At 29.8% G+C, this 22,568-nt stretch carries 18 protein-coding genes; all 18 read left to right on the top strand.

Annotated features, from left to right (window positions below):
- The first annotated feature begins 48 nt into the window (after positions 1–48).
- The 18 genes from ABWP60_RS07390 to ABWP60_RS07305 all read left to right on the top strand — a co-directional run bounded on the left by ABWP60_RS07390 (position 49) and on the right by ABWP60_RS07305 (position 22,564).
- Positions 49–2,952 carry a TonB-dependent receptor gene (locus ABWP60_RS07390; RefSeq protein WP_353150674.1) on the top strand — a complete coding sequence of 968 codons (2,904 nt, stop codon included), beginning with the start codon at positions 49–51 and terminating at the stop codon, positions 2,950–2,952.
- Between the two features lie 405 nt (positions 2,953–3,357).
- On the top strand, positions 3,358–4,905 hold the full coding sequence (locus ABWP60_RS07385) for an OmpA family protein (RefSeq protein WP_353150671.1): 1,548 nt from the start codon (positions 3,358–3,360) through the stop codon (positions 4,903–4,905).
- 128 nt (positions 4,906–5,033) lie between these two features.
- Positions 5,034–6,005 (top strand): SDR family oxidoreductase, encoded by a 972-nt coding sequence (locus ABWP60_RS07380; protein WP_353150668.1) that lies wholly within the window; start codon positions 5,034–5,036, stop codon positions 6,003–6,005.
- A 77-nt stretch (positions 6,006–6,082) separates the two neighbouring features.
- Positions 6,083–7,372 carry a nucleotide sugar dehydrogenase gene (locus ABWP60_RS07375; RefSeq protein WP_353150666.1) on the top strand — a complete coding sequence of 430 codons (1,290 nt, stop codon included), beginning with the start codon at positions 6,083–6,085 and terminating at the stop codon, positions 7,370–7,372.
- 54 nt (positions 7,373–7,426) lie between these two features.
- Entirely contained in the window at positions 7,427–8,431 is a 1,005-nt protein-coding gene (locus tag ABWP60_RS07370; protein WP_353150663.1) for an NAD-dependent epimerase/dehydratase family protein, read from the top strand.
- A gap of 81 nt (positions 8,432–8,512) precedes the next feature.
- Complete coding sequence (locus tag ABWP60_RS07365; RefSeq protein WP_502904815.1) at positions 8,513–9,679, top strand: UDP-N-acetylglucosamine 1-carboxyvinyltransferase; 1,167 nt, start codon at positions 8,513–8,515, stop codon at positions 9,677–9,679.
- Positions 9,680–9,681: 2 nt separating this feature from the next.
- Entirely contained in the window at positions 9,682–10,215 is a 534-nt protein-coding gene (locus ABWP60_RS07360; RefSeq protein WP_353150657.1) for a serine O-acetyltransferase, read from the top strand.
- Positions 10,212–11,513, top strand: coding sequence for an oligosaccharide flippase family protein (locus tag ABWP60_RS07355; protein WP_353150654.1), 1,302 nt, complete (start codon positions 10,212–10,214; stop codon positions 11,511–11,513). Before ABWP60_RS07360 ends, ABWP60_RS07355 begins: the two co-directional genes overlap by 4 nt.
- Positions 11,514–11,517: 4 nt before the next feature.
- Positions 11,518–12,378, top strand: a complete 861-nt coding sequence (murB, locus tag ABWP60_RS07350; protein WP_353150651.1) for a UDP-N-acetylmuramate dehydrogenase — start codon at positions 11,518–11,520, stop codon at positions 12,376–12,378.
- Entirely contained in the window at positions 12,330–13,523 is a 1,194-nt protein-coding gene (locus tag ABWP60_RS07345) for a glycosyltransferase family protein (protein WP_353150648.1), read from the top strand. Before murB ends, ABWP60_RS07345 begins: the two co-directional genes overlap by 49 nt.
- Positions 13,524–13,525: 2 nt before the next feature.
- The gene (locus ABWP60_RS07340) at positions 13,526–14,638 is read left to right on the top strand and encodes a CapA family protein (protein ID WP_353150645.1); all 1,113 of its coding nucleotides are present in this window, start codon (positions 13,526–13,528) and stop codon (positions 14,636–14,638) included.
- Positions 14,635–15,660 (top strand): ATP-grasp domain-containing protein, encoded by a 1,026-nt coding sequence (locus ABWP60_RS07335; protein ID WP_353150642.1) that lies wholly within the window; start codon positions 14,635–14,637, stop codon positions 15,658–15,660. Before ABWP60_RS07340 ends, ABWP60_RS07335 begins: the two co-directional genes overlap by 4 nt.
- Positions 15,653–16,840, top strand: coding sequence for an O-antigen ligase family protein (locus tag ABWP60_RS07330; protein WP_353150639.1), 1,188 nt, complete (start codon positions 15,653–15,655; stop codon positions 16,838–16,840). The genes ABWP60_RS07335 and ABWP60_RS07330 overlap by 8 nt, the downstream gene beginning before the upstream one ends.
- Complete coding sequence (locus tag ABWP60_RS07325) at positions 16,837–17,925, top strand: glycosyltransferase (protein WP_353150636.1); 1,089 nt, start codon at positions 16,837–16,839, stop codon at positions 17,923–17,925. Before ABWP60_RS07330 ends, ABWP60_RS07325 begins: the two co-directional genes overlap by 4 nt.
- On the top strand, positions 17,915–19,009 hold the full coding sequence (locus ABWP60_RS07320; protein ID WP_353150633.1) for a glycosyltransferase: 1,095 nt from the start codon (positions 17,915–17,917) through the stop codon (positions 19,007–19,009). Before ABWP60_RS07325 ends, ABWP60_RS07320 begins: the two co-directional genes overlap by 11 nt.
- On the top strand, positions 19,006–19,464 hold the full coding sequence (locus ABWP60_RS07315; RefSeq protein ID WP_353150631.1) for a serine O-acetyltransferase: 459 nt from the start codon (positions 19,006–19,008) through the stop codon (positions 19,462–19,464). The genes ABWP60_RS07320 and ABWP60_RS07315 overlap by 4 nt, the downstream gene beginning before the upstream one ends.
- On the top strand, positions 19,461–21,332 hold the full coding sequence (locus ABWP60_RS07310; RefSeq protein WP_353150628.1) for a heparinase II/III family protein: 1,872 nt from the start codon (positions 19,461–19,463) through the stop codon (positions 21,330–21,332). Before ABWP60_RS07315 ends, ABWP60_RS07310 begins: the two co-directional genes overlap by 4 nt.
- On the top strand, positions 21,329–22,564 hold the full coding sequence (locus tag ABWP60_RS07305; RefSeq protein ID WP_353150626.1) for a glycosyltransferase family 4 protein: 1,236 nt from the start codon (positions 21,329–21,331) through the stop codon (positions 22,562–22,564). The genes ABWP60_RS07310 and ABWP60_RS07305 overlap by 4 nt, the downstream gene beginning before the upstream one ends.
- The last annotated feature ends 4 nt before the right edge of the window (positions 22,565–22,568 follow it).

Below are 22,568 nucleotides of genomic sequence, written 5' to 3'. Positions count from 1 at the left end.
ATTTCCTTAAATGAGTATTTTTGCTCAAATTATTTAAATTCAAATCAAATGAAACTATTTTATTCAATCTTTTTATTTTTATTTTTCTCAGCATCTTTTGCTCAATTATCTACACTTAAGGGTGTTGTTATTGAAGAAAAAACAGGATTACCTGTTCCAGGAGCTATAGTAAATTTAAAGAGTCTATCAAAAAATTTAATCACTGGAGCTGATGGGGTTTTTGTTTTTACAAAACTAGAGTCAGGAACTTACGAATTATTAATTCAAGCTTCAGGATACAATGACAAAGAGGTTGTTGAGATTGTTTTATTAGCTAATGATATTAATAGTTTAACTATTACATTAGATGAGAAAAGTAATGAAATAGAGCAAGTTGTTATTAAGTCAACAAAAGCAAAAGTAGAATCGGTAAAAGGGTTACTAACCTTACAAAAAAATAGTTCTACTGTTTCTGATGGTATTTCATCAGAAGCTATAAAACGCACACCAGATAGAAACACTTCAGATGTTCTAAAAAGAATTAATGGGGCTAGTGTTCAAGACAACAGGTTTGTTATTGTTAGAGGATTAAATGACAGGTATAATATGTCATTATTAAATGGCGCGCCACTACCTAGTTCTGAACCAGACAGAAAAGCCTTTTCATTTGACATTTTTCCATCGAATATGTTGGACAATATAGTTATTACAAAAACGGCTTCTCCAGATCTTCCTGGTGATTTTGCTGGTGGAATTATTCAAATTAGTTCAAAATCAGTTCCAGATAAAGATTTTCAATCTTTAACCGTAGGTTCAGGATACAATACAATTACTACATTTAAAAATAAAAGATCTTATGCCGGAAGTGCTACAGATTGGTTGGGCTTTGATAATGGCCAAAGAGATTTACCATCTTCAATCCCAAATACAGAAGCTTTTAATCAACTTTCGTATATAGATAAAGCTAATGTAGCTAAATCTTTTGAAGTGGATTGGAAAATATATAATGAAACTTTTAGACCAAATACAAATTTTCAGTACACTATTGGTAGAAGTTATGATATTTCTCAAAAAAGATTGGGATTATTATTTGCTGTTTCTAATAGTATATCTAATAATTATAATGAAATTGAAAGAAAAGAATTTGATAATGGTAATAATATTTCTGTACTAAGATCTAAGTACAACGACAGAAATTACAGTCAAGATGTTTTAACTAGTGCTTTAGCTAATTTTTCATTAAAATTTAATCCAAATCATACTATTTCATTCAAGAATACATACAGTATAAACTCAGAAGATTTAGTAATAGAAAGAGAAGGAAAAGCAGATGTGGATAACACTAATGTTTTAAGATCTGATGTCCGTTGGTTTACTAGTAATAAAATTTATTCTGGTCAATTTAATGGGGATCATTTCTTTACTACTAGCAATATCAAATTAAATTGGACAGGTTTTTTTAGCAACATTGAACGTTCTATACCAAACTTAAGAAGAAACGAATATCGTATTACTGATCCTGACAGTCCAATCTTATCTGATTACACCCCTGTAGTAAATTTACCAGCGAGTAATAATGGAGGGCCAGATTATGGTGGAGGGATGTTTACATCTGAAAATCAGGAAGTAATTTATGGCGGAAAACTTGATATTTCTAGAAAATTTTCTTTTGGGGATTTTGTTAATGATATTAAACTAGGGGGGTTACTTCAAAAAAGAGACAGAGACTTTTTTGCTCGTCAGTTGAATTATAATAAATTTGAATTAGGGACTAATATTTTTGACTCTAGTTTAGAGTTGCTTCCGAATGAATCTATATTTAGCAGTTCAAATATGGGTATCACCTCTCCAGGGAAGACCGGTTTTACTTTATATGATTTAGCTAAACCTACAGACATTTACAATGCAGGTTCTAATTTAAATGCTGCGTATATGATGTTTGATAATAGATACAAAAAATTAAGACTAGTTTGGGGTTTACGTGTAGAAGATTTTACTCAATATTTAAATACTAAAGACGGAGCTGGTAGAAATATTAATTCTAATACGAATGTAGTTGATTTCTTACCATCAGCTAATTTTATTTATTCAATTACCTCTAAAGCTAATTTACGTCTAAGTTATTCTAAGACCTTAAATAGACCAGAGTTTAGAGAGCTTGCTCCTTTTGGATTTTACGATAACACAACTCAGTTTTTTACACAAGGTAATCCAAATTTAGAAAGAGCTACAATCAAAAATTTTGATATAAGATATGACTTATATCCTGGAAAAGGACAATTGTTTTCTATTTCTTATTTTGTTAAACAATTCACAAATCCAATTGAAATTATACAACAAGTTAATAACAAAACAATTACATACCAGAATGCAAAAAGTGCAAAAAATGCAGGTGTAGAGATTGAATTTAGAACACTTTTAAGCTCATTATTTGGATTAAGCGAGTCTAGTGTTTTAGAGAAATTTACTTTATTTTCAAATGCAGCCATAATAAATTCTGCAGTAGATGTATCCAATGTTAATGAAGGAAATAAAGAAAAAGAAAGACCGTTACAGGGTCAATCTCCATACATTTTCAATGCAGGGTTACAATTTAGCGATAAAGACAGTGGTTTAATTTTTTCTACAAATGTAAATAGAGTTGGAAATAGAATTGCTATCGGTTCAAGTCAAGTAGAACCAGCAATTTGGGAAAAGTCAAGAACATTCCTTGATTTCCAAATAGCTAAAGCTTTTTACAACAATAAAATAGAATTAAAATTAAACGTGCAAAACATCTTAGCGCAAGATTTAATTTTCTATCAAAATAATTACCAAGAGAATGCGAATCAACAAAGTTCAAATAATGGAATTGAAATTTCATCATTTGGGGGTTCTTCTAGTCAGGATTTTTATGATTCTAAAGTAGATGATGCGCTTTGGACTACTAAATTTGGAAGAAATTTTTCTTTTTCTTTTACATTTAATTTTTAATTCCTTTTATAATGTAATTTAAATGCAGTATTATTAGCTGCTTTTTCTTTCAAAATATACTTACTAAAACGTTCTATTTAATATTTAAATAGAACGTTTTTTTAATATTTGTAAGTTTGTTAGTGAATAAAACCAGTATAAAATTATATCAACAAATATGTTTAAAGTGGATAAATCGTTGTTCTAAACAATTTGTTTAGATAAAAACTAATTTTATTTTCTTAGGTTCGATAATTTTAACTACTTTTATACATCTTAGTTCTTTACATTCTAATTTAACTTAAACAAAATATAATATAATTATCTTCAAACATTATATTAACGTTATTTATTTTAAAAAATATGTGTAAAATTACTTTTAAAAAAAAAAAATATTATATTTGTATAAATTTTATCTACATAATCATGAAAAAAATAATTACAATACTAGTTTTGCTGGTTTCATTTAATTTTGGTTTTTCACAAGAAGAGAAAAACAAAGACAATAACGAACAAAAACCACCTATTGCAAAAAAAGAGAAAGAATACAACACTTGGTCTGTAAACTTTAATTTTGGTACTAATATTCCTGTTGGGCCATTTAATGAAGGGTACTATGCCTTAACAGATGATTTTGTTACACAACCTGAGTTTAATCATTTTGATTTAAATGTTAGAAAAATGTTTAACACAAAATTTGGTTTGATGTTTGATTTTGGTTATGATAATTTTGATAATTCTAATGGAAGTTTACCTTTTAGCAACAATATGTACAGAACTACTTTTCAGGCTGTAATGAATTTACATCATGTATTAAATTTTGAAGAGTTTACTAGAAAATTTGGATTACAATTCCATACTGGTGCTGGTTTTTCTTATTTATTTGCTCCTGGATATACTACTTCTTTTAATCACTATGATAACGTATTTAGTGTGTTATCTGGTATGACTGGATTAATCAAGATATCTGATAGGTTTGCTATGAACGTTGATTTTACTATGTCTAAAAACTTCTCTCATCACAGAACTTTAGACGGAACTTTATATATAAACCCAATTTATCCTAGTAACGCAAGAACTGGTTTGGTTTACAACACTACAGTTGGTTTAACGTATTACATTGGAAAAAAACAAACGCATGCAGATTGGTATATAGGTGAAAAGAAGGAAGATAAAATGAATGATTTATTAACTCGTATTCAAGATTTAGAAAACAAATTGAAAGATACTGATGGTGATGGAATTCCTGATTTAGAAGATGCTTGTATTGATAAAAAAGGAACAAAAGTGCTAAGAAAAGATGGTTGTCCTGATTCTGATGGTGATGGTATAGTGGATTGTGATGATAAGTGTCCTACAGTTAAAGGGCCAACAGAAAACATTGGTTGTCCATGGCCTGATACAGACGGAGACGGCGTAACTGATAATATTGACACTTGTCCTACAGATAAAGGAGAAGTTAACAATGCAGGTTGCCCATTAGTAGATTTAGATGGTGACGGCAAACCTGACTTCGATCGTGATGGCGATAAAGTGCCAGATCAAAAAGATAATTGTTCAGATGTAAAAGGTTATGTGGAATATAATGGATGTTTAGATATTCCTGCAGAGGATCTTAAGAGATTGTACGATTTATCAAGAGGAATTTTATTCCATGTTGATAAATACTCTTTCCAAAGTCGTAGTTATCCTAAAATGGATAAGGTTGTAGCCTTTATGAAAGAATATCCTAACGCAAGATTTAAAATTGAAAGTCATACAGATTCGGATAATACAGATAGTTATAATGAAAGATTGTCATTCAACATGGTAACTGCTGTTAAGAATTATTTAATTAAAAAAGGAATTGATCTTTCTCGTTTAGAAATAGCTTGGTATGGTGAATCAAGACCAATTGATACAAATACTACTATTCAAGGTAAAGCTAATAATAGAAGAGTTGAGTTAAACTTTATTAGACCTGTTAAAAAGTAATTATAATAATTTTGAATAATTAGGGGGAGTTTACTCCCCCTAATTATTTTTAAATATTTTTTTTGTTTGTAAAGCAAAAAGCAAATGGTATTTTATAAAAATTATTATTAATTAAATTTCTAATTATAATGCAAACTATTTTAATTACGGGAGGTGCTGGTTTTATTGGTTCTAACCTTTCTGAATATTTTTTAAATAAAGGTTATTGTGTTACTTGTTTAGATAACTTTTCAACCGGTCATCGTCATAATATTGATTCTTTAATTGAAAACCCTAACTTTACTTTAATTGAAGGGGATATAAGAAATTTTGAAACTTGTGTTCAAGCTGTTCAAGGTAAAGATTACGTTTTACACCAAGCAGCATTAGGTTCTGTACCCAGATCAATAAATGATCCAATTACAAGTAATGAAGTAAATGTTTCAGGATTCTTAAACATGTTAGTGGCTTCAAGAGATGCCAAAATCAAAAGATTTGTATATGCCGCAAGTTCATCTACATATGGTGATTCAGTTAGTCTACCAAAAGTAGAAGTGTTAATCGGGAAACCATTATCGCCTTATGCGATTACCAAATATGTTAACGAATTGTATGCTGATATTTTTTCAAAAACCTATGGATTGGAATGTATTGGATTAAGATATTTTAATGTTTTTGGTAGAAAACAAGATCCCAACGGCGCATACGCAGCTGTAATACCAAAATTTGTAATGCAATTAATGCAACATGAAAGCCCATTAATTAATGGAACTGGAGATTTTTCTAGGGATTTTACGTATATAGACAATGTGATTCAGATGAATGAACTTGCGATGCTTGCAACAAATGTTAACGCATTAAATACAGTGTATAACACCGCTGTTGGCGATCGAACAACATTGAACGAGCTAGTTAGTTATTTAAAAGAGTTTTTAGCAGAAATAGACCCAGCTATTGCTGATATTCAAGTACTTTACGGTCCAAATAGAGCGGGTGATATTCCGCATTCATTAGCCTCAATAGATAAGGCACAGAAATTATTAGGCTATAACCCTACTCATAAAATACGCGAAGGTATAAAAGAAGCGGTACAATGGTATTGGAATAATTTAAAAGAATAAGATAGTTATTATAAAAAATAAAAGTTAACAATATAGCATTTTATTATAAAAAGTGCATCGAACACAAAATTTAGTACATGAAAAATATTGCCATCATTGGATTAGGTTACGTAGGTCTTCCGCTAGCTAGATTATTTGCTACAAAATACCCTGTTATTGGGTTTGATATTAATCAAAATCGTATTAATGAATTACGCTCAGGGACGGATAGTACTTTAGAAGTTTCTGATGATGTATTGCAGGCTGTTTTAGTGAATGAAAACCCAACAGCCTCAAATATTGCTACTAATGGTTTATTTTGTACATTTGATATATCAGACATTCAAGGTTGTAATTATTTCATAGTTACGGTACCAACGCCAGTTGATAAAAATAACCGCCCCGATTTAACCCCTTTATACAAAGCTAGTGAAACGGTTGGAAAGGTTTTAAAGAAAGGAGATATTGTAATTTACGAATCAACAGTCTATCCAGGCGCTACTGAAGAAGAATGTATTCCAGTTTTAGAACGAGTAAGCGGTTTAAAATTTAATGTAGATTTTTTTGCCGGCTATTCACCTGAACGAATTAATCCAGGAGATAAAGAACATACGGTTGAAAAAATTCTGAAAGTTACTTCAGGTTCAACACCTGAAATGGGTCAAAAAGTAGATGCCCTTTACAAAAGTGTAATTACGGCAGGAACACATTTGGCTCCTACAATTAAGGTGGCTGAAGCAGCTAAAGTTATAGAAAATTCGCAAAGAGATATTAATATTGCTTTTGTTAACGAATTAGCAAAGATTTTCAATTTATTGGAAATAGATACCCACGCAGTCCTAGAAGCAGCAGGAACTAAGTGGAACTTTTTACCTTTTAAACCAGGTTTAGTAGGCGGACATTGTATTGGAGTGGATCCCTATTATTTGGCTCAAAAAGCACAAGAGGCAGGCTACCACCCTGAAATCATTTTAGCTGGTAGAAGATTAAATGACAGTATGGGAGAATATGTAGCTTCTCAAGTAGTGAAATTGATGATAAAAAAAGGAATTGCTATTAATGGCGCTACGTTACTACTATTAGGAATAACATTTAAAGAAAATTGCCCAGATGTACGTAACACTAAGATAGTGGATGTAGTTAAAGCTTTAGAAGACTATGGAATTAATGTAACGATTTATGACCCATGGGCCAATCCTTCAGAAGTACAACACGAATACAATATTACATGTCATTCTAAACTTGCTTCAGAATCTAAATTCGATACAGTAGTTTTAGGAGTGTCACATAAAGAGTTTATTGATTTGAATTTAGCTCCTTTATTAAAAGAAAATGGGGTGGTATTTGATGTGAAGGGAGTTTTAGAAGAAAGTGATGGGAAGTTGTAATTTTAAAAATATTAAAACGGAATTTTTTCAATTCAAAATAAATAGTTCATTTAAATGAAAACAATTTTAGTTACAGGCGCAGCAGGATTTATTGGTTATCATTTATGTGAAAGACTTTTAAAAGAAGGTTACACTGTAGTTGGTATTGATAATATTAACGGTTATTACGATATCAATTTAAAAATGGCTCGATTGAATCAGCTTGGTATAAAAACTGTATTTGAACATAAATTAGCTTTTGGTGATAAGCATAAAGATATGTTTCATTTTTATAAAATGAATTTAGAAGATCAAGTACAATTACCACTTTTGTTTTCTAATTATACATTTGACGTAGTTTGTAATTTGGCTGCTCAAGCGGGTGTTCGTTATAGCCTTGAAGAGCCTATTGTTTATATAGAAAGTAATATAGTAGGCTTTGTAAATTTGTTGGAATGCATGCGAAATCATAATGTAAAAAAATTAGTTTATGCTAGTAGTTCTAGTGTTTATGGCAATAGTGAAAAAGTCCCATTCTCTATAGAAGATAATGTAGATAAGCCAATTAGTTTGTATGCTGCAACTAAAAAATGTAATGAGTTGATGGCCTATACATATAGTCATTTGTTTGCTATTCAAACAATTGGCTTACGATTTTTTACTGTATATGGCCCTTGGGGTAGGCCAGATATGGCTATGTTTCTTTTTACAGATGCTATTTTGAGAGGCAAACCAATTAAAGTTTTTAATGAAGGTAATTTGAGTCGTGATTTCACATACATTGATGATATTATCCAAGGCGTCTTTTTAATTATCGACAAGAGTGAAATAGAAGAGCAATATCAACTATATAACATTGGAAATAGTAAGCCAGTAAAATTGTTAGAATTTATAAATGAAATAGAAAAAGTTACAGGAAAAATAGCAAATAAAAGTATGTTGCCTATGCAACCAGGAGATGTTCATCAAACTTGGGCAGATGTTGATGCTTTAAAAGAGAAATTTGGTTATAATCCTGAATTTTCGGTTGCAAAAGGAATTAAAAATTTTGTATATTGGTATAAAGAATATTATAAATAATTATTTATGGAAGATAATTTAGTAATTAGAAAAGCTCGATTACAAGGAAAGGTAAAAGTTAGTGGAGCTAAAAACAGTGCATTGCGTTTGTTGGCAGCTTCAATACTTACAGATGAATTAGTTGAATTAAATAATTTTCCTAACGGATTATTAGATATTCAGGTACATTTGGAAATGCTTAAAGTTCTTGGTAAAAATTATATTACACAGCAAGACACTGTTATCATTAGTGAAGTAAAAGCTGGGGTTACTTCGTTAGAATGGACTGATCGTTCTATTAGAAACACCTTATTAATTTTAGGGGCTTTGGTAGCCCGTTTTGGAGAAGGAAGAGTTCCACAGCCTGGAGGATGTAAATTAGGAGAAAGAAAATACGACATCCATGTGATGTTATTAGAACGATTAGGAGCAAAAGTTTGGGAAGAGGACGGATATTTATGTGCTAAGTCTTCCGGTATATTCAAAGGAACAGATATATTTTTACCTATGCGTTCAACAGGAGCTACTGAAAATTCAATTATATGTGCTAGTTTAGCTAAGGGAATTACAACCATTTGGAATCCTCACATTCGTCCAGAAATTATGGATTTAGTAGATATGCTAAAAAAAATGGGAGCAAAAATTACTGTATATGGACAAAAATGTATTGTCATAGAAGGAGTAAGGAAACTTTCAGGAGTTAAGCATTCTGTTATTCCAGATAATATGGAAGCTCTTACTTGGGCAATAGGATCTGTTATAACTAATGGAGAAGTAGAAATAGAAAATTTCCCATACGAACATTTGGATGTGCCGTTAATTTATCTAAAAGAAAGTGGGATGAAACTTTACAAGGGTGAGAGTAGTCTAATTGTTAAAGGTAGCAGCCCATATCCTATAGAAATTAGTACAGGACCTTATCCAGGTATAAATTCGGATATGCAACCTCTTTTTTCAATATATGGTGCAATGTCTAAAGGAGAATCAAAAATTGTTGATTTACGTTTCCCAGGTCGTTATGGTTACGCTGAAGAATTAGCAAAAATGGGAATGAATTATAATGTTATAGGTGATATGTTAGTTATTAAGGGAGGCACACCATTAGTTGGCACAACCGTTAATGCATTAGATCTTAGAGCAGGAATTGCTTTATTATTGGCGGGATTAACTGCAGATGGTGAAACAATAATAGAGAATGCATGGCAAATCGGAAGGGGATATGAAAATCTTAAAACTAAACTATTACAGATGGGAGTTAAAATCCAATAAGAATGACAACTTTAAAATCAACAATAAAAGATATTTGTGATGACCTGTTTCCAAATGCAACATTCAAAAGTTTTCTTGTTAACTATTTGATCAGTGTTAGATTCAGAGTATTGTTAAATCACAGGATTGGAAAGTTTTTTTTTAATAGCAGATACTTTTTGTTTAAACAAATTGGTGTGTGGTATAAGATTAGACTAATATCAAAACGAGGATGTGATATTTCTTATAATTCATTCATTGGTAAAAATCTTAAAATGCCACACCCTATTGGAATTATAATTGGAGATGGAGTAGTTATCAATAACAATGTAAAAATATTCCAGCAAGTAACCTTTGGAAGTCACGGAAAAAAAGATGAAAAAAAAAATTATCCAACTATTGAAGATAACGTTATAATATTTGCTGGAGCCAAGATTATTGGAAATATAGTTGTTGGAGAAAATGCGATAATTGGAGCAAATGCGGTGGTCAATATAGATGTTCCGGCAAATTCAATTGCCGTAGGAATACCTTGTAGAATAATCAAAAAACTATGAAAAAATCATTTTTAAACGATTTACTTAGAGTAGGTACTTCAAATATGTTGTCTATAATAGTTGGTTTATGTACTTCAATAATTACAGCAAGATATTTAGGGCCTGAAAATAATGGGCTTATAACTGGTTTGACCATTTTTCCTTCAATATTTATGTCAGTCGGATCTTTAGGGATAAGACAATCAACCACTTTTTTTTTGGGAAAAGGTATTTATGAAGAAGGTAAAATAAAAACAGCAATAGCCCAAATTTGGGCTTTAACATCAATTATCAGTATCATCATATGTTTCATTTTGATATATTATTTTAGTAGATCAGGGCAAAATTTATTATGGGTACTATTAGCAATAATTCCAATACCTTTTAGTCTTTTTAATACTTATAATTCAGGTATTTATTTAGGTAAAAACGAAATTGGAGCATTTAATAAAATTAATTGGATTCCTACATTTATAGTCTTTATTGTTACGTCTTTGTTTTTGATTGTTTTAAAAATGGATGTAACAGGTTATATGATTGCCTTAATTTCTGGACCAGTTTTAATGTTTATACTATTACTTTTTAAAAATAAATTTATTCAGTCGTTAAGTTTTTCCTTTGATTTCAAAATTATTAAAGTAATGTTATCTTTAGGAGCGGTATATGCAGTTTCACTCTTAGTAATTACATTGAATTATAGGGTCGATGTCATTATTCTAGATAAATTAAGCACCCCATACCAGCTAGGAATTTATTCAAAAGGTGTAGTTATTACTCAATATCTATGGCAGATACCTATGGTTATGAGTACAATAGTTTTTGCAAGAAGTGCGATTTCTAAAAACGGCATAGAATTTTCTTATAAAATATCTCAGCTTTTAAGACTATCGCTCCTTGCAATTGGCTTAATATCAATAGTTCTATTTGTTTTATCAGACTTTATAATTACGACAATGTATGGACAAGAATTTTGTGGCAGTATCAATGTCTTAAAAATTTTATTGCCAGGAGTGGTTATTTTAACCTTATTTAAAGTGATGAATATGGATTTAGCAGGAAAAGGTAAACCTTGGATTAGCATGAAAGCAATGATTCCAGGGCTAATAATCAATATAATTTTAAATATTATTTTAATACCAAAATATGGAGCTAATGGAGCTTCTTTTTCTTCAACTATAAGTTATGGAATTGCAGGAATACTTTTTATATATTTTTATAGTTTAGAAACATCAATTCCAATTAAGGAAATAATCACATATAAAAAAACTGACTTTGATCCAATAAAAAATATTATCAAAAAAATATACAAAAAACGATAAAGGAATGAAATTTTATAATCATTTTGATTTAACGAGCTTTAATTCCTACAGAATCAAAGCAAAATGTAATAGGGCTATTTTTTTTGACTGTGAAGAAGAAATTCAAGAGTATTATCAAAAAAATAAAGACACTAAAAATGTTCTTTTGGGTAGTGGTCATAACATAATTTTAGCTAAAGAATATTATACGGAAGACTTCATAATTTTTAATAGTAATTTTAATAAAATTAATCTAACGGAAGCAGGGCTTTTAGAAATTGAAGCTGGCGCCATGATGTGGGATGCTGCCCAATTTGCCTTAGATCATGAGTTAAGTGGTTTAGAAGTTTTTTGGGATATACCAAGTTCTTTGGGTGGTGCTGTGGTGATGAATGCAGGCGCTAGTGGAGAGGAGATCAAAGATGTATTAGTAAAAGTTCGTTATCTAGATTTGACAGATAATACAATCAAAGAAATTCTTAAAGATGATATTTCGTTTGAATACCGAAATAGTTTTTTTCAAAAAAACACTGACAAAATTGTACTGAAAGCTTGGTTACAATTGAAAAAAGGGAATAAAGAAATTATTTCTGAAAAAATGGAGACCATAAAAGCACAGCGATGGGCAAAACAACCTAAAGAGTTTCCTAATGGAGGTAGTGTTTTTAAAAGACCTGAGGGCTATTATGTTGGCGCTATAATGGACGAATTAGGTTTAAAAGCTTATGCTATAGGTGGTGCAAAAATTTCAGAAAAACACGGAGGATTTATTATTAATTATAATAATGCTACTGGACAAGATATTCTGGATATTATTACAGAAGTGAAAAAACAAGTATGGAAGAAATACCAAATAGATTTGGAAGTAGAACAAAGAGTGATATGAGAATATTATTTATTATTACCGTAAGAGGACATGGAAGAGGAGGGCACTTTCACTCTCTTAACCACATATCTCAAGCACTTGGAGAAGATGTTGAAGTAGGTATTTGCACCTATGGAATTGGAAAAAGCATAGTACTTGAAGACAATCCTTATTTTAAAAAACATATTTTTTATAATGGTAAAAATTTTCTAAAATACAAAAAAGAAGTGCAATATTTACTTTCAGATTACAAACCGGAAGTTTTGCATTTTTTTGATTTAGCGGCTTATGATACATTTGGATTGTTCTTTAACTTGAACAAATATCAAGTTTTTTTGAACAAATGTGGTGGACCAAATTATAATGAATTTCCATTAATTAAGAATTTAATTTTATTTAGTGAGGAAAATTTAAAATGGTTTAAGGAAAATAATAAATTTAATAAAGCTAATATAATTGTAATTCCTAATCGAGTTAATCCTAAACTACTTGATATTAATTTTGAGAAAAAATTAATGAAAAAAGAGTCCTTTTGTTTCGTTAGAATTGCTCGTATAGGTTTAGCTTATAAAAAAAGTATTGAGGATAGTATTCGTTTAGTAGAAAGATTATCTCAAGAAGGACTTAACATACATTTATATCTTATAGGTACTATACAAGAAAAAGATGTATCTGATGAAATCCAATTAAAAATCAAAAACCTGCCAATTACTATCCTAAATCAAGATGAATATACAATTAAGGCATCAGATATGTTATATTTAGCAGATGCTGTTATTGCAACTGGTAGAGGAATAATGGAAGCAACGGCATTAGGAAAACCAATTTTGACAACAGCAAAAAATTCTGAATTCCCTATTTTAGTTAGTGGAAATAATTTCATGTCGTTTTTTGACACTAATTTTTCAGGAAGAAGCATAGCTTCAGAAAGTTGTTTAAAAATTAATTATTCAGAAATAAAAAAACTAATAAATGATAAAGAATTTTTTGATAATTTATCTAATTTTTCTAAATTGGTGTTTGAGCAAAACTTTAGTACAAAAGTAGGTACAATAAAATACCTTAATTTTTACAAGACAAGTAAAGATGAAAAAAAATTCAAACTCAAAGTATTTGCTGATTTAAAATCTAAATTAAAAACATGGTATAGCTTTGTAAAACAGTAATTATGAAAATTCTTATCACAGGAGACTTTGTTATCACTCATCTTTTCTCTTCTTTACAAATGAGCATGGAGATAAAAGATCTATTTTCGAAATCTGATTATAATATTGTAAATTTGGAGGCTCCATTAACAAATAATAATTCGAAAATTTTAAAAACTGGACCACATCTTAAATCAGATATTAAAAGTACTTTAGAAACATTAAAAGTTTTAAATGTTAATTTATGTACTTTAGCAAATAATCATGTGCTTGATTATGACGAGCAAGGTGTAATTGATACAATATTATTTTGTGATAAAAACGCTATTGCAACTGTTGGGGCAGGAAAAAATAAAGCAGCCGCGGCAAAAGTTTTTTATTTAGAAACGGATGTAGGTAAATTAGCTATTATAAATATTGCCGAAAATGAATGGGCATCAGCTACAGATGTTTCAGCTGGAGCAAATGGAATGAATATAATTGATGATGTCAAAGCCATACAAGAAGCTAAAATGAAGAGTGATTTTGTTTTTGTAATTGTTCACGGTGGTCACGAATATTATAATTTACCTAGTCCTAGAATTCAAAAACAATATCGTTTTTATGTTGATATGGGTGCCGATGTTGTAGTTGGTCACCATACACATTGTATTAGTGGTATGGAAACGTATAAGGATAAACCTATTTATTATAGTTTAGGAAATTTCTTATTTACTAAAACATCAGCATATGAGGATTGGTATAAAGGAATTGTTTTAGAAGTTGAAATTAATATGAAAAAAGATATCAAAGCAACTCCAATTTTTGTAAAACAAAGCAGAACTGATTTTAATTTATCTTTAATTTCAGGTGGCGAACTTAGTGAAATTAAAAACAGGTTTGAAAATTATTCGGGTATTATTCAAAAAGATATATCAGTGGAATGGAATGCTTTTGTCCAACAAAAAAATAAATTATATTCGAATAGTTGGACAGCAAATGTTTTTATTAAAAATAGATATTTAAGCGCATTACTTATTAAACTTGGGGTCACTTTTTCTTCAAATAAAGGTACAGCATTGCTTTTAAATTTAATGCGATGTGAGGCACATGCTGATTTGTCAAAAGAAATTTTAATAAAGAAATTAACGAAATGAAATTAGCCATACACCACGCAAAAACGAGTTTTTCTGACCGATGGATTTCCTATTGTGATCAAAAAAACATTGCATATAAAATTGTAAATGCTTTTGATAATGATATAATTCTTCAGATTAAGGATTGCGATGTATTAATGTGGCATTATAGCCACGGAATTTACAAAGATGTAATTGCTGCAAAAAAAATATTATTTGCTTTGGAACACGCCGGCATTAAAGTCTTTCCAAACTTTAATACTGCTTGGCATTTTGACGATAAAGTAGCACAAAAATATTTACTGGAAGCAATTGGTGCGCCCATAGTAACAAGTTATATTTTTTATGATAAAAAAGAAGCTTTAGATTGGGCAAACCAAACCACTTACCCTAAAGTATTTAAGTTAAAGGGTGGAGCGGGTTCTGCTAACGTTAGGTTAGTCAAAACAAAATCAGAATGTTTAAAAATTATTAATAAAGCCTTTGGAAAAGGCTTTAATCAATTTGATGGCAAAGCCTATTTTTTAGACACTATTATTAAATATAAATCGGGAACAAAATCCTTAAAGCAAGTGGTGAAATCATTTGGTAGAATGTTTGTTTCGACTGAATATGCTAAATTAGCCTCGCCAGAAAAGGGGTATGCCTACTTTCAAGAATTTATTCCTAATAATAATTCAGACATTAGGGTTATTATAGTTGGTAACAAGGCATTTGGTTTAAAACGTATGGTAAGAAATGGAGATTTTAGGGCTTCAGGGAGTGGTACTATCAATTATAAAGTTGAAGAAATTGATGTTAAATGTGTTGAAATTGCATTTCAAGTAAATAAAATATTAAAATCTCAATCAATTGCTTTCGATTTTATTTTTGACAAAAACCAAAAACCATTAATTGTTGAAATTAGTTACGCTTATTCAAGCATAGCATATGACAAATGTGAAGGATATTGGACAGAAGATTTACAGTTTTACAAGGTAAAATTTATACCTCAAACTTGGATGATAGAAGACATAATAAATGAATTAACTTTGAATGAATAGACAATTCCTATTAAAAATAAAAAGATTTTCACTTTTTCTTTTTATACTCTCGTTACCTTTTGAGTATTGGGATCCTTTTGGTATTGCCTCTTTTTTTTCAGTTACTAAAATGGCAGGATTTGGTTATGCTGTTTCGGCTTTTTTAATTGGTAAAGATAGTTTTGATTCTTCAATATTTAAATATGTAAGAATACTATTATATTTATATGTTTTGATGCTTGTTTTAAATATGTTAAATTATGTAGGAATAAATAAAGTTAGTGTTTTCAATTTTACGCTATTTCAAAACATACTTTTATATTGGTTGATAGCATCTGATATAAAAAAACAAAATATTCAGGTAAATTCAATATTGCTTTATTTCATTGTGAGCATTGTATTTATGAGTATCCTATTGTTATTTGGTATAGGTATTGGACAAGAATTTGAAGAGAACGTAACAAGAATTACTTTTTTTGGGAACAACCCTAATACAGTAGGTGTTTTAGCGGGTTTAGCCATTGCTTTTTCATTATACTTTATTTTAAACCCATCTAAAACCTTTCAGAAAAAGGGGTTATTAGTATTGATAGTAATTCCTAGTTTTGTTAATTTAATAATTTTATCGGGTTCAAGAGGAGCATTAATATCTACAGTTATAGTAGTCTTGTTTATGTTTATAATGAAAAAGTCTACTTTCATTAAAAAAATTATATTTATTGGTTTATTAGTAGTTATTTCCAATTATTTAATAGATAAAGTAAAGGAGTCAGACTTAATGTTTACAAGATTAACAGAAAGTTTGGAAAAGGGAAGTACTGCTGGGAGAAGTGACATTTGGGAGGACGTGATTGAGCTTTGGAAAAATCGGCCTTTATTAGGCTATGGCGCTACAGGTTTTGAAACTGAAATGATAATTATTTACGGAAGTGGAAAAGATGCTCATAATCTATTTTTGTATATTTTAGTTACTAGCGGATTGATTGGTTTATGTATCTTTTTATATTTTATTATTTTACACATGAAGCGAGCAATAAATAGTTTTATAAAAGGTGATGTATTAATAATGGTTTTACTAATCTTTTATTTAACAACAGTATTAAAGTCTGGTGGCGCAATAAATAATAAATTGATGTGGTTATTACTTGCAATTATAATTTCACATATCTTTTATGGACTTAATAAAATAAAGACATTATGAAAATCCTTTGTTGTATAGATAGTCTTGGTTCAGGGGGGGCTCAACGTCAACTAATAGAATTGGCGAAGGGCTTTATAGACAAAGGCCATGAGGTTTCTTTTTTGACTTATCATAAAATTGATTTCTTTAAACCAGAATTGGATAAATATGTAATAACCAATAATACAATTGTTGAAAAAAATTACCTTTTGCGTTTATTGAAAGTTAGAAAAGCAATCCGTAAGCATAAACCAGATGTAGTGCTTTCCTTTTTGGAAGCTTCAAATTTTATGGTGACTTTGTCAGGGTTTCCTTTTCGAAAATGGAAATTAATTGTAGGTGAACGAAGCGCAAATCCTGAAATATTGAGTAATATAAAATTAAGATTTTATAGAAAGGTACATTTTTTTGCGGATTTTGTAGTAGCTAATTCACATAATAACATTGAGTTAGTAAAAAATATTATTCCAAAGATTGATAAGAATAAACTGAAAGTAATTTATAATTCAGTTGAAATACCTAAATATAATAATTCCTTACTTCTTAAAAGTGACATTACAAACATTGTCATTGCTGCAAGTTATAGAGAAGTAAAAAACCTAGATGGATTAATTGATGCGCTTTTGTTAATTTCAAGCCAATATAGGTTCAAATTGAAAATTAATTGGTATGGTAATATATCTATGGACAATTCATATTATAAAGAGCAACAAAAAAAAATAGATCATTTTCAATTAAATAAAGTTTTAAAGCTATATGACCAAACTAAAGAAATTAAAAAGAAATATGCTGATGCAGATTTTGTAGGTTTGTTTAGTCATTTTGAAGGTTTTCCAAACACAATTTGTGAAGCAATGTCAATGGGTAAGCCTGTAATAGTATCAAAAGTTTCAGATGTGCCATTATTTATAAAAGAAAGTGAGAATGGATTTTTATGTGAGAGTAATAATCCAGAATCAATTAAAAACGCGTTAATTAAAGCTATAGATTCCACAACACTTCAACAAAAAAGTATGGGCGACAAGAATTATTATTTAGCAAAGAAGGAATTTAGTAAAAAAGTTATTTTAAAACAGTATTTGAAATTATTACAAAATGAAAAATAAAATATTATTTATTGGCTCTTTTAAAAAACCAAAAAACGGACATTATGGAGGTGTATATTTTGCTTCCACTACCCTACGTGACGGACTAATCAAAGAAGGCTATCAAATTATAGAGATGGACACAACATTAAAAGACATTGTTGAAACTAGAGTTTATAAAAGGTTACCTGATATTATAAGCCGTCAATTTAAATTTCTATACACTATTTTATTAAACGTTAAAGCAAAACAAATTTTTATATTCCTAAGTGGTTCAGGTTCATATGTTGATAAATTTCTGCCAATATTATTGTCAAAGTTACTCAGAAAAAAAATAATTATATTTCCTGTTTCGGGGCATTTAATTTCAGACATTGATAACAGGAAATTTCTTTTTTTTATAAATAGGGTTTTTAATTTAACCGATAAGATTGTTTGCCAAAGTTCGTATTGGGAAGATTACTTTTCATCCAGAAAAGTAGAAAAAAATAAATTATTAGTTATAGAAAACTGGGTTGATGATTTAAAAATTAAAGAATCTATAAATCTAAATTATCCTGAATTTAAAGTGAATGATAAAATAACTTTTAAGATTGTAATTGTTTCGAGAATAGAGAAGGCAAAAGGCGTTGATGATATTATTGAACTTGGACAAAGATTACAAAATAAATTAGATTTCTCTATTTTTGTTTATGGAGCAGGAAGTTACCAAAAAGAGTTTGTCGATAGTATTAAATCAAATAAACTTGAAAATGTAATTTTTTTTAAAGGTTGGTTAGAAAAAGAAAAGATGCTAGAAACAATTAATTCTCATCATTTGGCAGTTTTTTCATCAAAGACAGAAGGTTATCCTAATGGTTTACTTGATTATATATTCTCTAAAATACCCATATTATCATCAGACATACCAATGTTAAGAGCAGTTGGAAAATCCAATATGGCATATTATAAATTTGGAAATACTGAAGAAATGGCAAAAATAGTAGAAGAGATTTATTCAGACTATGAATTATCTATTCTAAAAGCACAGAACTTGTTCAAAATAAAAGTAATTGAAAATTGCACGGACACAAGTATAAAAAAAATAAAAAACATTTTACTATGAGTCCGCCAGTAATATTATATAGATTAGGTCATTTTTTTTGTGTAATAAAAATGCCTCTAATAGGAAAAATAGTGTCTTATATAAATAGATTATTTTTTTCAATTTGGTTACCTTCATCAGCTAACATAGGAAAAAATTTTACAGTAGGTTATTGGGGCTTGGGTATAGTTATCCATTCAGACACCATAATTGGTAATAACTGTCAAATTAATCAAAATGTTACAGTAGGTCGAAATTTTGGGGATAAAAAAGTCCCAGTGATTGGTGATGATGTATATATTGGTGCAGGTAGCGTAGTATTTGGAGAGATAAATATAGGCAATAATGTTATTATTGGTTCTAATTCTTTAGTAAACAAAGATATTCCAAATAACTCCACGGTTGTTGGAAATCCGATGCGTATTATTCAAACTAATAGACCTGAAAAGTATTATGAGTTAAATAGATTGAAATGAAAATAAATTTAGCGATACAACTCTACAAAAACATGGGGTCACGTTATGTGGCATATCGCGTTTTTCATGAACTAGAAAAAAAGTTAGGAAGGCTTAGAAAGAAACACCCAACTGATTTGGTTCTGCTGAAACCTATTTCACTTTCTGAATGGCATAAGTCTAAAAACCCATTCGTTATTTCTGAAAAAGAGCAATTTACATTTGATAAAAAACCATCTGAAATTCTTAAGAAAAAAGCAGAACGAATTAAAAGTGGAGAATTGCATTATTTTAATGAACAATGGTTGTTTATTGGAAAAGATTATGACTGGATTACCAACCCTTCTAACGGCTACAGCTACGATGTTGCCAAACATTGGTCTGAAATTCCCGATTTATCAGAAGAGGCAGGAGATATAAAATACGTTTGGGAAAAATCTCGATTTTCCTACTTTCTTACCCTGATCCGATATGATTATCATTTTGATGAGGATTTATCAGAATTTATTTTTTCTGAAATAGAATCTTGGATTGATGCTAACCCAATTAACCAGGGGCCAAATTGGCTTTGTAGTCAGGAAATATCCTTGCGAATGTTTAATTGGTGTTATGCTTTGTACTTTTATCAAAATTCAGAAGCCCTCACAGAAAAACGTTGGCAAAAAATTCAAAATGTAATTTATGCCTCAGTTCACCATGTGTATCATCATATTAATTTTTCTCGAATAGCTGTTAGAAACAATCATGCCATTACAGAAACTTTGTTTCTAACGTTATCTAACATTTTGTTTCCATTTATTCCCGAAACAAAAAAATGGTCTGAAGAAGGTTTAAAATGGTTTGAAGAAGAAATTGCCTATCAGATTTATCAAGACGGTACTTTTTTACAGTTTTCTATGAATTATCATAGAGTTGTGGTACAATTGTTGTCTTTCGGTATTTCAATTTTTGAAAAAAACAGCCAACAATTTTCTGATTTAGTTTATCAAAAAGCCTACAAGTCGTTAAACTTTTTGTATCAATGCATGCAAAATGAAAACGGTTGGCTACCTAATTATGGTTCTAATGATGGTGCTTTGTTTTTTATATTTTCAGATACCGATTATAGGGACTATAGACCTCAATTAAACACTCTGCATAAGGTGCTTACAGGGAAGTTGTTATTTCAGATAGATATTATTAATGAAGATTACAATTGGGTACAAGGAGCTCAGAATAAAATACATTTTTCTCCGCTTAGGAAAATATATGGAGTTCAAAGTTTTGATGTTGGAGGTTATTATTTATGTAGAAATGGTGACTTCTTTACATTTATTCGTTGTGGAAATCATAAAGACCGTCCGGCTCAGGCTGATAATTTGCATGTTGATATATGGCATAAAGGTGAAAATATCTTGAGAGATTCGGGCACTTATAAATACAATACGGAACCTGATAACTTAAACTTCTTTATGGGTTCAAAATCACATAATGTTGTTATGGTAGGTGAGCATTCCCAAATGCTTAAAGGCGGTCGTTTTATTTGGTATTACTGGTCTCAGAAAAGAGAAGCAAAATGGAGAGTAACTGATGAAGCATTTGTTTTTACAGGAAGTATAAATGCTTTTAGACACCTAGAACATAAAGCTATTCACCAAAGAGTTGTTAAAATTAGTAAGCATGATTATGTGTGGTTGGTGACAGACTCTTTCAAAGGTTTAGATAGTTATGAAAAAAAACAAATTTGGCATCCTAATAGTTTAGAATTAGAAATAAGTTCTGAAGGAAATCACTATAATGAATTTGATTCTTTTAATTCAGATTATTATGGGCAATTACAACAAAAAAAATCAGTATATTTTGAGTTTAAATACTCGATAGAAACTAAATTAAAGTTTATCTGTAAATGAGAATATTATTATTACATCAATATTTTTTAGAAGAAGACGATTCTGGAGGTTCTCGTTGGAATGAGATGACTAAAACTTGGACCGCTCAAGGTCATGAAGTATCTGTAATTGCAGGTATGATGCACGCTAACGGATTGGAAAAAAGAAAAGAGTACAAGGGTAAGTATTTTGTAAAGAATAAACAAGGTGAAGTAGTTGTAGAGCGAACTCATGTATCAGAATCTTATAATAGGGGTTTCTTTGGCCGTTTATGGGGTTATTTTTCATTTATGTTTTCATCTCTTTGGGCAGGATTATTTAAGGTAAAAGGAAAATATGACGTGGTAATTGTTACTTCTCCTCCCTTATTTGTTGGAATAACTGGCTATTTAATTTCTCGATTTAAAAAAGCTCCTATGGTTTTTGAAATTAGAGATTTATGGCCTGAATCTGCAATTGATACAGGAGTGTTGACCAATAAGTGGATTATAAAAATGGCATATGCTGTTGAAAAATTTATATATAAAAAAGCTACATTAATTAATGTTCTGACTCCAGCTTTTTATAATACACTACGGGATGTAAAGAGTATCAGTGCGTCTAAACTCATAATGATTCCTAATGCAGCTGACTTTAGTTTGTCGGATGAGATATTAACCACTTTTGACAGAGAGGAGTTTAGAAAACAACATAATTTGGAAGGCAATTTTGTAATTACTTATGTTGGAGCTCATGGCATTGCCAACCATTTAGAGCAAGTATTAGAAGCTGGTAAAGCTTTAGAGGACACTAATGTATTGTTCTTGCTAATTGGTCAAGGTATGGAGAAGGCAAGATTGATGAAACTAGCAGAAAAAATGGCTATCAAGAATGTTAGATTTATAGATTCAGTACCAAAAAAAGAAGTGTTTAAATATATTATAGCTTCAGAAATGGGTGCATCTGTACTGAAGCGAGTAGATACTTTTAAAACGGTGTATTCAAATAAAACGTTTGATTATTTTTCTTGTAAAATACCGATCTTGATGGCTATTGATGGAGTTTCTCGTGAATTGGTAGAAACTGCAAAAGCAGGAACTTATGTAGAGCCAGAAAATACTTTTGAATATGATCGTATCATAAGAGAATATTTGAATTGCACTAAACGATTAGAAGTTGAAGGTGAGAGCGGTTATCAATATGCAAAACAAAATTTTGATAGAGAAGTTCTCGCTAATAAATATTTAGATAAAATAAAGCAAATAATTAATTAACTAT

Source organism: Flavobacterium sp. (assembly GCF_040402895.1).
Taxonomy (GTDB): Bacteria; Bacteroidota; Bacteroidia; order Flavobacteriales; family Flavobacteriaceae; genus Flavobacterium.
The sequence above is the reverse complement of the archived record's forward strand: the minus strand, read 5'-3'. Positions and strand labels throughout refer to the sequence as shown.